Source organism: Sphingobacteriales bacterium, from assembly GCA_012517435.1.
Lineage (GTDB): Bacteria > Bacteroidota > Bacteroidia > CAILMK01 > JAAYUY01 > JAAYUY01.
Map to the genome: position 1 here is coordinate 1 of JAAYUY010000111.1, position 12,709 is coordinate 12,709.

17 protein-coding genes are annotated in these 12,709 nt (G+C 38.0%); 12 read left to right on the forward strand and 5 right to left on the reverse strand.

What is annotated here, in order from left to right:
• Positions 1–364: 364 nt before the first annotated feature.
• Together GX437_06585 and GX437_06590 are read right to left on the reverse strand one after the other, a co-directional pair.
• The gene (locus tag GX437_06585) at positions 365–874 is read right to left on the reverse strand and encodes a hypothetical protein (protein ID NLJ07317.1); all 510 of its coding nucleotides are present in this window, start codon (positions 872–874) and stop codon (positions 365–367) included.
• Between the two features lie 3 nt (positions 875–877).
• Positions 878–1,309, reverse strand: coding sequence for a TerB family tellurite resistance protein (locus GX437_06590; GenBank protein NLJ07318.1), 432 nt, complete (start codon positions 1,307–1,309; stop codon positions 878–880).
• 137 nt (positions 1,310–1,446) lie between these two features.
• On the opposite strand from GX437_06590, the gene GX437_06595 reads away from it, so the two are divergent.
• A complete protein-coding gene (locus GX437_06595; GenBank protein NLJ07319.1) occupies positions 1,447–1,962 on the forward strand; it encodes an acetyl-CoA carboxylase biotin carboxyl carrier protein subunit in 516 nt (171 codons plus the stop codon).
• Positions 1,963–1,969: 7 nt separating this feature from the next.
• On the opposite strand, the gene accC is transcribed toward GX437_06595, so the two are convergent.
• Positions 1,970–3,463, reverse strand: a complete 1,494-nt coding sequence (gene accC, locus GX437_06600; protein ID NLJ07320.1) for an acetyl-CoA carboxylase biotin carboxylase subunit — start codon at positions 3,461–3,463, stop codon at positions 1,970–1,972.
• A gap of 99 nt (positions 3,464–3,562) precedes the next feature.
• Between accC and GX437_06605 the strand changes: the two genes are divergently transcribed.
• Positions 3,563–5,122, forward strand: coding sequence for an acyl-CoA carboxylase subunit beta (locus tag GX437_06605; protein NLJ07321.1), 1,560 nt, complete (start codon positions 3,563–3,565; stop codon positions 5,120–5,122).
• 112 nt (positions 5,123–5,234) lie between these two features.
• Here the strand turns inward: GX437_06605 and GX437_06610 are convergent, their stop codons facing one another.
• Complete coding sequence (locus tag GX437_06610) at positions 5,235–5,594, reverse strand: hypothetical protein (GenBank protein ID NLJ07322.1); 360 nt, start codon at positions 5,592–5,594, stop codon at positions 5,235–5,237.
• 56 nt (positions 5,595–5,650) lie between these two features.
• Here GX437_06610 and GX437_06615 point away from each other — a divergent pair, with 56 nt between their 5' ends.
• The 10 genes from GX437_06615 to GX437_06660 all read left to right on the forward strand — a co-directional run bounded on the left by GX437_06615 (position 5,651) and on the right by GX437_06660 (position 11,443).
• Entirely contained in the window at positions 5,651–6,415 is a 765-nt protein-coding gene (locus GX437_06615; protein ID NLJ07323.1) for a class I SAM-dependent methyltransferase, read from the forward strand.
• Positions 6,416–6,811: 396 nt separating this feature from the next.
• Positions 6,812–7,123: a winged helix-turn-helix transcriptional regulator gene (locus GX437_06620; GenBank protein ID NLJ07324.1), complete on the forward strand. Its 312-nt coding sequence runs from the start codon at positions 6,812–6,814 to the stop codon at positions 7,121–7,123.
• Between the two features lie 11 nt (positions 7,124–7,134).
• Positions 7,135–7,374: a thioredoxin family protein gene (locus GX437_06625; GenBank protein NLJ07325.1), complete on the forward strand. Its 240-nt coding sequence runs from the start codon at positions 7,135–7,137 to the stop codon at positions 7,372–7,374.
• 93 nt (positions 7,375–7,467) lie between these two features.
• The gene (locus GX437_06630; protein NLJ07326.1) at positions 7,468–7,920 is read left to right on the forward strand and encodes a hypothetical protein; all 453 of its coding nucleotides are present in this window, start codon (positions 7,468–7,470) and stop codon (positions 7,918–7,920) included.
• A 3-nt stretch (positions 7,921–7,923) separates the two neighbouring features.
• Positions 7,924–8,319, forward strand: coding sequence for a thioredoxin (locus GX437_06635; protein NLJ07327.1), 396 nt, complete (start codon positions 7,924–7,926; stop codon positions 8,317–8,319).
• A gap of 4 nt (positions 8,320–8,323) precedes the next feature.
• Positions 8,324–9,025, forward strand: a complete 702-nt coding sequence (locus GX437_06640; protein ID NLJ07328.1) for a sulfite exporter TauE/SafE family protein — start codon at positions 8,324–8,326, stop codon at positions 9,023–9,025.
• A gap of 7 nt (positions 9,026–9,032) precedes the next feature.
• Complete coding sequence (locus GX437_06645) at positions 9,033–10,352, forward strand: hypothetical protein (GenBank protein ID NLJ07329.1); 1,320 nt, start codon at positions 9,033–9,035, stop codon at positions 10,350–10,352.
• 16 nt (positions 10,353–10,368) lie between these two features.
• Positions 10,369–10,764, forward strand: a complete 396-nt coding sequence (locus GX437_06650) for a hypothetical protein (protein ID NLJ07330.1) — start codon at positions 10,369–10,371, stop codon at positions 10,762–10,764.
• Positions 10,765–10,791: 27 nt separating this feature from the next.
• The gene (locus GX437_06655; GenBank protein NLJ07331.1) at positions 10,792–10,995 is read left to right on the forward strand and encodes a hypothetical protein; all 204 of its coding nucleotides are present in this window, start codon (positions 10,792–10,794) and stop codon (positions 10,993–10,995) included.
• A 19-nt stretch (positions 10,996–11,014) separates the two neighbouring features.
• Positions 11,015–11,443 (forward strand): rhodanese-like domain-containing protein, encoded by a 429-nt coding sequence (locus GX437_06660; protein NLJ07332.1) that lies wholly within the window; start codon positions 11,015–11,017, stop codon positions 11,441–11,443.
• Here the strand turns inward: GX437_06660 and GX437_06665 are convergent.
• Positions 11,431–12,534: a hypothetical protein gene (locus tag GX437_06665; protein ID NLJ07333.1), complete on the reverse strand. Its 1,104-nt coding sequence runs from the start codon at positions 12,532–12,534 to the stop codon at positions 11,431–11,433. The two genes, GX437_06660 and GX437_06665, sit on opposite strands and share 13 nt — an antisense overlap.
• Positions 12,535–12,709: the final 175 nt, after the last annotated feature.

Below are 12,709 nucleotides of genomic sequence, written 5' to 3' on the forward strand. Positions count from 1 at the left end.
ACATAAAAAAACCCCGTCTCTGTTTTGGACGGGGGAACTGATCTGTGACTGTTGCTGTAACTCAAGAATGATGACACAAAAGTATTATTCCTCTAATGGGGTTTGCAAATTATTTTTTATTTTTTTTTGCAATACACAGAAAATCAGAACGAAAGAATAGAATATTTTTTTCTTCAGCTAAATTTCGTCAATTTATTAATAAGAAAAAACCCCGCTGAGGGTGACGGGGTCATTCTGCTGTGATACTTGCTATGAAAAGTGAAGTGATGCACCAAAAATAGAATTTAGCACATAGGCTTTGCAAATTAATTTTGAAATCTTTTTAGAAGAAACAGATTATCAATGCCTTATAAGTTAATATTTTTTACCAGATATAGTATCCAATTCCGGCATCAAAATTAACGAACAAAGGATCGTACAGTCCGTCAAGTGAAGCATTGAAGGAAGGGCCTAAATAAAAACAAATATTTTTCATGGGAAGGGCTTTGTAATGAACTGAAAATCCAAGTCGCATACCCATCCCGGGAAAATCATCATCAGGGCCGAATATGGTACTCCCTCCTAACGTGCCTCTCAGCTCAATATATTTTTGTTCTTTTACCGTATAAAGATATGCAACCCTGAATCCTCCTGATATGATCGGCATTTTTCTGAAAAGTTCAAAATCTGCAAAAAGCGTAAAAGGAACTTTTTCTGTCAGGTTGTAGGTCAGCTCAACACCCAACTGAGTGCCAATTCCTGAATATTTATCGTCAAAAGCATAACCCGGACTGATAAATCCTGCGAAAAGCAAATCGCCTTTCGACTGAGAAAATGACAGAGAGCACTGAACTAACAATAAAATTACAAGTGTTTGTGTTTTTTTCATCATCATATTTCATTCGATTATATCATCAATTTCGGAAAGTATGCCGTACAAATCGAAAGGACGATCCATATATTTCTGCAATAAATTGGTAATCCTGACCACTATTGAGGGATTATAATTCAGGGCCACGGCCATTTTCTTACAAATGTTAATTTCACTCTGAGTTACTTTTCCATCTGCCAGTAACAACCGTATTATTTCCTTCAATTGTTTCTGTCTTTCTGCTTTATCAACAGGGGCAGTAAAAACATAGTGATCCGGGTTTTCGATAATATGCATTATTTCTTCTTCGGTGATAGAATAGTTTTGTGCAAGTGAAAGCAGATATTCTTTCTCTTTTTCATCAATTACTCCATCCGATAATGCTACAGCAACCAGATTTTCAAAATGACTTTTGATTTTTTTATGTTCTCCGCTTTCAAATGTTCTGAAAAGTCCCATATCAGTTTCTTTTTAACGTTTTTATCTTCAATCAAAAATAAACTTTTTTCTAAAACGTTCAAAACGCATTTCCTGTCATATTTTAATATTGTGTTTTAAATTTGCACCTGAAAATTTCAATCTGTTAATGAGAAATTATGTTTAAAGCGTTAATAAATAATGAAGAAGAGCTCAGTATTGAGTTCAACGGAAATAATCTCAGCTCGGGTACTATTAACGGGACACCCTTTAACTGGGATATTGTTCAGGTTGAAAATGGCAGCAATTATTTCCACATTATTTATAATAACCAGTCGTATAATGCTTCTATCCTTGAATTTGATAAAGAGCAAAAGAAAATTGTCGTTAGCATCAGAGGCAATATCTACCATGTTCAGGTTTCTGACCATTATGATGAATTACTGAAAAAACTCGGAGTTAAGAATCAGAATTCAACCAAAGTCAAGGAATTAAAAGCCCCTATGCCGGGGCTTGTCAAAGAAATTATTGCCAAGGTTGGAGAAAAGGTCAGCCAAGGTCAGTCGCTGATGATTCTTGAAGCCATGAAAATGGAAAATATCATAAAATCGCCTGTTGAAGGAATCATCAAATCCATTGAAGTTCAAAAAGATAAAGCAGTTGAAAAGAATCAGGTTCTGTTAAAATTCCAGTAATTACTCCCTACCTTAGCTTTTTCCAGTTTGAAGCTTTATTTTGTTGAAGTGTAATTTTAACCTGATTTTTACTTTTTTCCGCAATAGTCTTTGCAGCTAAAAGGGCAGCCAGTTCTCTTTCATCCTTGTTTTCCCTGTTCAGATATTCGGGTTTAAAATACTTTTCAATAAAATGTGTGTCAAAATTGCCACTTCTGAATGCTTCATGCTCCATGACGAAACGACAAAAGTCAATAGTGGTTTTAACCCCTGCAATCCGGTATTCTTCCAGTGCCCGAATCATCCGGCTTATTGCTTTGTCACGGGTTTTACCAAATGCTATCAGTTTGGCAATTAAGGGGTCATAGTAAATAGAAATTTCCATTCCTTCTTCATAGCCATCATCCACTCTGACACCCTTGCCCAAAGGTGGAATATAGGTGGTCAGCTTTCCGATGGCTGGTAAAAAGTTATTTTTGGGGTCTTCAGCATATATCCTTGCTTCAATGGCATGTCCCTTAATCATTACATCTCCCTGGGAATACTGAAGGGGCTCACCTCTTGCAATCCTGATTTGCTCTTTTACCAGATCAATATGGCAGATATATTCGGTTACCGGATGCTCAACCTGCAGACGTGTATTCATTTCAAGGAAATAAAAGTTTTTATTTTCATCCAGCAAAAACTCAACAGTACCTGCTCCCACATAATTGCATGCCCAGGCAACCGAAATTGCGGCTTTACCCATTTTTCTCCTTAATTCAGGAGTCAGAACCGAAGAAGGTGCTTCTTCAATGACTTTCTGATGCCTTCTCTGAATGGAGCATTCCCTTTCGTTCAGGTGGATAATATTGCCATACTGATCGGCAAGTATTTGTATTTCAATATGCCGCGGTGAGGCAACATATTTTTCTATAAAAACAGAGCCATCACCAAAAGCACTTTTAGCTTCGCTGATGGCAAGTTTCATCAACTCCTCAAACTCATCTTCAGAATGGGCTGTTTTCATTCCTTTTCCCCCGCCTCCGGCTGCAGCTTTAATTAAAACCGGATAACCTATTTCACGACAAATCTTTTTCCCAAGTTCCACATCTTCAATAGCATAATCAGTCCCCGGCACCAATGGAATATCATATTTCTTGGCAATTTCCTTGGCAGCCAGTTTATTTCCCATCATCTCAATGGCACTGGCAGGAGGCCCGATAAAGATGAGACCGGCATCTTCGACTTTCCTGGCAAATTCTGCATTCTCCGATAAAAACCCATATCCCGGATGAATGGCATCCACGTTCAACTGTTTGCATACATCAATGATTTTATCCATGCGGAGATAACTATCCTTTGAAAGAGGTGGCCCGATGCAAATAGCTTCATCGGCATAACGGACATGGGGTGCAAGACGGTCGGCTTCTGAAAAAACCGCAACCGTTGTTATTCCCATTTCCTTGGCTGAGCGCATGACACGAAGGGCAATTTCTCCCCTGTTGGCTACTAAAATCTTTTTAATTTCTCTCTTTTTCATCATTCCATTCTGGTATGGCCATTTTTAAATCATCACAAAGTTACAAGCTTTCTATGTTCTTGACTATATTTGCATAACCAAATATTTCACTTTTCTGATATGAAAACAACAAAATTGACAGAGAAATTTAATCTCCTCGATAAAAAAAGGGAAGAAAGCCTCTTAGGTGGTGGCACAGATAAAATTGAATCACAGCATAAAAAGGGCAAACTAACAGCAAGGGAAAGAATTCACTTTTTACTGGATGAAGGCTCTTTTCAGGAAATAGGGATGTTGGTTACCCACCGTTCTTCTGATTTCGGACTCGACAAACAAAAATTCTATGGCGATGGTGTTGTTACCGGATATGGTACCGTTAATGGACGTCTGGTATATGTCTTCTCGCAGGATTTTACTGTATTTGGTGGCTCTCTGGCTGAGAAACATGCAGAAAAAATAGTTAAGTTAATGGATTTAGCCATGAAAAACGGGGCACCGGTGATAGGATTAAATGACTCCGGTGGGGCAAGAATCCAGGAAGGTGTTCTTAGTTTGGGCGGTTATGCAGATATTTTTTACAGAAATACCCGCTCTTCCGGTGTTATACCTCAGATTTCGGCCATTATGGGACCTTGTGCCGGGGGAGCTGTTTACTCACCAGCAATTACTGACTTTATTATTATGGTAGAAAACACTGCCCACATGTTTGTAACCGGGCCTAATGTTGTCAAAACGGTAACCCATGAAGAGGTGAGTTTTGAAGAGTTAGGCGGAGCTCATACCCATGCCTCCAAATCAGGGGTTGCCCATATTACCTGTGCCAATGAAATTGAAGCCATTGAAACCATTAAAAAGCTTTTGAATTACATTCCGCAAAACTGTGAAGATGATCCGCCTTCCTTTCCATACGAAATGAAGGACAATGAATTTGTGATGGAACTCGATAATATTTTACCTGAAAACTCCAACCAGCCCTACGATATGAAAGAAGTCATCAACCTGATTGTTGATGAAGGTAGTTTCTTTGAAATCCATAAAGAATATGCAGAAAATATCATTGTCGGTTTTGCTCATCTGGCCGGAAAAAGCATAGGCGTTGTTGCCAATCAGCCACAGGTGCTTGCTGGCGTGCTCGACATCAATTGTTCGAAAAAAGGTGCCCGCTTTGTCCGTTTCTGCGATGCATTCAATATTCCTTTACTCGTTTTGGTCGATGTGCCGGGCTTTTTACCGGGAACAGACCAGGAATGGAATGCTATAATTACAAATGGTGCCAAGTTGTTATATGCCTTTTCTGAAGCCACTGTACCCAGAATCACTGTAATCACCCGAAAGGCTTATGGTGGAGCTTATGACGTGATGAATTCCAAACACATAGGCGCTGACATGAATTTTGCCTGGCCTACCGCTGAAATTGCTGTCATGGGTCCTAAAGGTGCTGCCGAAATCATTTTCCGGAAAGAAATAGCTGAATCGGAAAACCCTGAGCAAACACTGATGGAAAAAGAAATGGAATTCACTGAAAAATTTCTCCATCCTTATGAAGGAGCAGCTCAGGGTTATATTGATGAAGTTATAAAACCTCATGAAACCCGTGAAAGATTGATAAAGGCTTTTAAAATGTCAGAAAATAAAGTGGATCGATTACCCAGAAAAAAGCATGGGAATATTCCTTTATAGTTATTTCTACACTCAGAAACCGCAGACTTCTGTCACTTTGCAGTAATAAAAGTTATTATTCGAATTTTCTCAGATTAACTTCATCTACCCGGCCATTCACAATGAAATACCGCTATCTTCGTATCTGATAAAAGGTCAGAAAGGACATTAGTAACAGTAAATATGGGCTAAGCCTGTGAATCCATTGCAAAACAGGATGAACAAGTTTATCGAAGCTTAGCAGGGCACCGGAAACAAAGACTATCAAAAAAACTGATGAAGTCAATACTATCATGGTTGTATGCCACGACTCAATACTTTCAAGTTTGATGTAGCGGAAAAATTGAATGCCAAAATAAACTGCTGTTATAATGACAATTATTTTATGCAAGGAAAAAATAACCTGATGTAAGGGTCGTCCTTTACTGTGAAGCCACAATCCGGTTGCAATGATGATGATCAGTGATCCGGCAGCCAATAGTGTTTTGCTCATTTTTTTTTATTGCAAAACAAGTCTTTTTTACCTTTGATCATATAAAAATAATGACCATGAACACCAAAATTGATTACCCGGAGTATTTTGCACGTTTTTATGACACTATTTACAACAGTCTCCGCACAGATGACATGGAATTTTACTTAAAAAAAATAAGCAATTGCAGCGGTAAAATTCTTGAAATAGGTGTTGGTACAGGAAGACTCTTTCTGAAAGCCATTGAAAGGAAAGCTGATATTTACGGAATCGATATCAGTAAAAGCATGACCGATATTTTGAAAGACAAACTGACTCAAGTTGATCAGTCGAGAGTTGAAGTTCAGGATGTTTGCTGCATGAATTTGCCATATCGTTTCGACCTGATTATTGCACCTTTCCGTGTGTTTTCACATCTCATGAGTGTTGAAGATCAGCTTATGGCTCTCCGGAACATTTATTATCATTTAAACAACAATGGTTTATTCATCTTCGACTTATATGTTCCCAATCCAAAAATGATTGCTGAAGGTTTGGATCATGTTATTGATTTTGAAGGAGAATATGAAAAAGGAAAAATCATCAGACGAATAACAAGCATGAAAGCAGACATCGTCAACCAGATTTCAACTGCAGAAATGAAGTTTGAATGGCAGGAGAATCATTCATGGAGAGAAGCTACATGGAAGATGAGTATGAGATTTTATTTCCGTTTTGAGGTTGAGCATCTGATTCGCCTCTCCCCTTTTAAACTATTGAATGTTTTTGGTAATTTCAATGAAAAGCCAATTGATACCGATGATTCTGAAATGATTGTTGTTTGTGGTAAAAATATAAAATAAAATAATGTAGTTTTAAGTCACTCTATTACTGATTAAAACCCGGATGCCACCGGAAGTCATAAGGTTTTTCTTATCCCCCAGATAAATTACGCTATTAAAGACAATCTGAATGTTTACTTATTATCCGAAATCCCTCTTTATCAATACATTAATAAAACACAGATCGCTTCTCAATTCCAGTTTGTCGCAGGGGTATCTTACAGATTTTACTTAAAGAAAACTGAAGAATAACTTATTCGCCTCATCATGGGATAATACTTTGACTTGAAATTCATCTTCAATGTCTGGTTTTTCATCTGTTTCATTGAATCAGGTCATTTGTAAAATTGTTTAAAAAAATTTGCACATGTTAAAATCATGGTATTACCTTTGTTTCGTAATTTTACGAAATACGAAATTAAAAAAATGGATTATTCGGAAAGTCAGATTCAGTTAGCCCGCTTTGCTAAAGCCCTTGCTCACCCGGCAAGGGTCAAAATCCTTGAAACCCTTACCAAGCAAAGCTGTTGTTTCAGTGGCGATATGTTCGAATTATTACCGATTGCCCGCTCCACCCTGTCGCAACACCTCAAAGAGTTGAAAGATGCAGGGCTGATTCAGGGAGAAATTAATCCTCCCAAAATCAAATACTGCATTAATCGGGAAAACTGGGAAAAAGCTTCTCTGATGATAAATCAGTTATTCAGTATAAATAAGGTTGAATTTTAAATTATAAAACTATGATTATTAAAGTATTAGGAACAGGTTGTCCAAAATGTAAAACCCTCGAAAGGGAGACCTTTAATGCCTTGGCTGAGCTGGATATAGCTGCTGAGGTCGAAAAAGTGGAAGACATTGTTAAAATTATGAATTACGGTGTCATGAGAACACCAGGTCTGGTCATCAATGAAAAAGTTGTGCTGAGTGGCAGGGTGCCTTCCAGAGAAGAGTTGAAAAAAATTATAACAGAAAACCAGTAATTTCAATAAAAATGTTCACTTATTGAACGGTGAATGAAAAATCTCACCGTATGAACATTAATTTCGGAATCTACTATTAAAAATTTTAAAATCATGGCAAAAATATCCTTCGTTTTACTGTTATCCGGACTTATGTTGGCAAGCTGTCAGCAAAAGGAAAGCAAAAAAACGGTAACAGAAGAAGCATCCATTAACGCTGAAAGTCAGGAGGTTCCTGCAGTTGTTTATTACTTCCACGGCACCAGAAGATGCCCCACCTGTATTAAAGTTGGTGAAATCGCCAGAGCTACTGTTGAAAACAATTTCAAAAAAGAAATTGAAGAAGGAAAGCTTAAGTTTGAAGATATTAATGTGGAAGATGGGAAACATGATGATCTGGTTGAAAAGTATCAAATCAGGTGGAATGCATTGATAATCAGGATAAATGGTAAGAATGGCGAAGAAATATCTGACCTGACCGATATGGCCTTTCAATATGCCAATACCTCTCCGGATGAAGTGGAAGCTTCCATCAAATCTAAATTGTATCAATTTCTAAATCAATAGTATATGAAGAAATATTTGCTGATTTTCGTATTCCTTGTCGTGTCTGCATTGGTAATTTCACAACCAAAAGTCAAGGTGAAAGTAATTTATTTTCATGGCACACATCGTTGCCCAACTTGTCTTGCCATTGAAGACCTGACCAGAAAAACACTCGATAAATATTACCGCAGTGAGATGGAGAAAGGTCTGATTTCGTTTTCGTCAATAAATGTGGATGAAAAGCAAAACAAAAAAATAGCAGAAGATTATGAGGTTTACGGCTCATCACTTTTTTTGGTAAAAATGATGAATGGGAAGGAAAACAGGAATAACCTGACAGATTTCGCTTTTACCAATGCCCGAAACGAATCCAAATTCATGCTCGACCTGAAAGCAAAAATTGATGAACTGTTAAAATAGCCTGATGGAATTTCTAAATTCAATACTTGAAAACAGCAGCATACCGATAATTACAGCTTTTGTGCTTGGTTTGATGACTGCCATCAGTCCTTGTCCTTTAGCTACCAATATTACAGCCATCGGTTATATCAGCAGGGAACTGGAAAATAAAAAGCGGGTTTTCATCAACGGTCTTATTTATACACTTGGAAGAGCCATCAGCTACACGACATTAGGGCTTTTGTTTTACTTCGGAGCCAGCCAGTTTCACATTGCCCGCTTTTTTCAAACCAATGGTGAAAAATTTTTAGGCCCCCTCCTGATTATTTTTGGTATCCTGATGTTTGATTTTATCCGCATTCCCATGCCGGGTTTCAGCAAACTTAGTGATAAAATAGGTCATTCTGAAGCTAACCGTACATGGGTATCGTTGCTGTTAGGAATTATTTTCGCACTGGCCTTCTGCCCTTTCAGCGGAGTGATTTATTTTGGCATGCTGATTCCTTTGACCATAGCTTCTGCAAAAGGTCTCTACCTCCCCATTGTCTTTGCCATTGCTACCGGTTTACCCGTTATCATTATTGCATGGCTCATTGCTTTCACTGTTTCAGGTGTCGGAAGTTTTTACAACAAAGTCAAAACATTTGAAAAGTGGTTTAAACGTGTTGTTGCAATACTTTTTATTGGGGTTGGTATTTATTACCTGACTATCTTCTTCTTTAAATAAATAGGTTATGGACTTAAAAAAAGAAATAAAAATTCTCATCTGGATTGCCCTTGTTTTTGTTGCGGCATTTTTCCTTCCAATTGATAATGTGCGATTTAACACGGCTATTGATGCCACACTCGATCTGGTAAAATGGTATGCAAGGGAGCATGTTATCCTATGCCTGCTTCCGGCATTTTTTATTGCCGGTGTTATTTCTGTTTTTATCAGTCAGCAGTCAGTGATAAAATATTTTGGAGCAAATGCAAAAAAATGGCTTGCCTATCTGGTTGCATCGGTTTCGGGAACAATCCTGGCTGTATGCAGTTGTACCATTCTCCCTTTGTTTTCCAGCATCCACAAACGTGGAGCCGGCTTAGGCCCAGCCATAGCTTTCCTCTATTCCGGGCCTGCCATCAACATATTGGCAATTATTCTCACCGCACGCATTCTTGGTTTTGAAATGGGAATGGCAAGAATCATCGGAGCAGTGAGTTTTTCGGTCATCATCGGTATTATTATGTCATTGATTTACAGAAAAGAAGAAAAGATTAAGGCAGAAGAACAAATGCATATTCAGGCCTTACCTGAAAAACGTCCTTTCTGGCAGACAGCTTCCCATTTCTTTGTTCTGGTTTTTATTCTTGTTTTTGCCAACTGGGGTAAACCTGCCGAAGGAATTACAACAGGACTTTGGTTCTGGATATGGACAAACAAATGGCTCATCACCTCATTTTTCTCGGTTCTTTTGGTCTTTTCACTGATATTCATTTTGAAAATCAACTGGTTGTATGTCATTCTGGCTGCTATTTCGACCCTGATTGCCGCTTTAATCAGTTCCAGTCCTTTATTACCCGTCATTGTTGCCATTGCCGGATTAAGTATTATCACGCTGACTGATAAAAAAGATGATGAGAATAAGGAATGGACTTTGTCCACATGGGGTTTTGCCAAACAAATCATGCCACTTTTAGCGATTGGTGTCGTAATAGCAGGTTTTCTGCTGGGCTCCACCCACGATGGAAAAAGCATTCCGGGTATTATTCCCAATGAGTGGATTTCAGCATTGGTCGGTGGAAATTCATTGTTTTCCAACTTCTTTGCTTCCATTGTCGGAGCCTTTATGTATTTTGCCACATTGACGGAAGTTCCTATTTTACAGGGATTGATTGCTTCAGGAATGGGAAAAGGCCCTGCCCTTGCACTTTTACTTGCCGGCCCTGCATTATCTTTGCCTAATATGTTGGTCATCAGAGGAGTTATGGGAACGCAAAAAACAGTGGTATATGTGAGCTTGGTAGTAGTTATGGCTACTGTTTCAGGATTGATTTACGGAAGTTTGTTTTAACCTTAAAATGATAAAGATGAAAAAATTAGTTTTACTGTTTCCCTTGAGTTTACTGATATTTACTCAATTCTGCATTGCTCAGAAAGCTGAGGTACTTTATTTCAAGGCCGATTTAGCCTGTTGTCAGGCAAAGGCTTGCAATGCACTGGAAAATGATGTAAAAACTGTTGTTCAAAAGCTTTATCCAGGCGGAGAAGTGGTTTTCAAAACACTTAGACTGGCAGATCCCGCCAATAAACCACAGGTTGATAAATTTAATGCCAAATCACAAACGGTGGTGATTGTTGCCAAAACAAAAAAAGGTGAAAAAATACTTGACATTACCGACATTGTGAGAAACTACAACATCAGCAAGGATATGGCTGTTTTTGAAGCAAACATGAAGAAGAAATTCGAGGAAATTCTGAAATAACATTTTTATAAACTACTAAAAATCAGTATGGTAAACTTATATTCAACTCTTATTTGTCCTTTCTGCGGACATAGTGAAACCATGAAAATGCCGGAAGATTCCTGCCAGTTTTTCTTTGAATGTCCTTCCTGTAAATCTTTGTTAAAGCCTAAAGCTGGCGATTGCTGTGTGTTTTGTTCCTATGGCGATGTGCCCTGCCCTCCGGTTCAGAATAAGAAACATTGTTGCTGATGATTAAAATTCTTTTAAATTGAGCAGAACTTTTTTTAATTCCAAAGGTATCTTTATCAATGAGTTGCTATGCCTGACAGCCAAGGAAGCAAATGAATTGCTTTCAGTAAATGCTGTTCTGCTGGATGTCAGGCCTGAATTTGAAGTCGCTATGCGTCAATTTGATGTTAAAAATGTCATCTATATTCCTCATTTTCAAATAGAAAGCCGCTATCATGAAATACCTGCCGAACAGGCTGTGATATTGGCAGACGCCAGTGGGCTCAGAAGTAAGGAAGTTGCTGTTTTTCTGAAAAATAAAGGCTTTTCAAATATCGCATTACTGGCAGGTGGAATGGTGGATTGGGAACGTGCCGGCTTTTCTGTTACCAGGAATAAAGGAAATACCTTGCACGGTCAATGTCCTTGCATGTTAAATGTTAAACCTGACCCATCTCAGAAATTATAAAACACTGTAAATCTTCCGGTTAAGGAAGGTTTAATTTCCCACCCCGTCTTTGCTTCATAGGTTTCGTAAACTACATTGGGCGAAATAATCACTTTATCGTTTAACTTATAGCTTATTCCGAAAATACTGAAGGTTCGGCTGTCTCCGGTTGCAGAAACATCCTGATCCGGGTCAAAACCATCGAAACGTGCAACCAATGAAAATTTAGGGTTAAACCAGTATTGAGCAAAAACTGAATAGCCAAAGGTAATTTTATCTCTGACACTCATGCCGCTGACTACTCCGTTATCCAGATTGACTATAAAAGCCTCCCCTCCTATCATATATTTGTCTTTTTCTTTAAATCCGATAAAAATGCCGGAAGTTTGAGCATTGTTAGGCAAGGTCCCGACAGGCGCTATGGTATCAGCAGGGTCTTTGATTTCAGGACGGAAACGAATATCTGAGTAAATAGTAATAGTCAGGTTATTGATTGGTGAAAGAGAAAGGTGAGCGTATAACCTTTTATATTTATCATTTTCAGGGCTGTTGCCAGAGCCATTTCCGAACATCAGACAGTATTTCAGTCCAAATTTTTCAGTTATTTTTCCTTTGAGTGAAACAGCCAGATCGCGTGAGGATACAATTCCCCTCAAGTCCATGATAGTTTTCTCCAGAAAACGGTTTCCCCATACTGATTCAGAGATATCGTAAGCCGGTGTCGGCTGGATGCCAAAGGTAAAATCACTCCCTTTAAATATATCTTTCCATGTCAGATAGGCATCCTTGACAAACACCCCTGTTTTACCATTAGAGGTCAGTGCAGCCTCATCAGCTTCCAGACGGAACCGGGCAACAAATTTTTCCGAAATATCATAGTCATAAGTAAAATAAATCCTTCTGATTTTAAAGCCATTCATGCCTTGTTCCCTGGGATTGGCAACATCTTTCAGTTTTGCAAAACCGGTATCAGCCAATATTTTGTAATAATAATCACCAAAGGTATAGGCAGTTATTTTGCCTTTCGGTTTATTTTCCTGTGCTTTCAGATTCATTATAAATAATAAACTTCCGGAAAGTAACAAAAATTTAATAAAAACTGTAGATTTCATGGTTTGAATTTTAACACTTTTATAATGTTCCCTAAATGAAATAATAAAAATAAGGTAAAACAAGCTTAAAATGATAAATTTTCACTAATATAATCTGGCGAAAAATCTGAAAATTTTATCAATAATTAAAAAAAAGGTTTCACCTCCTGAATTTTTGTAAGGTGTTGTTTTTCAG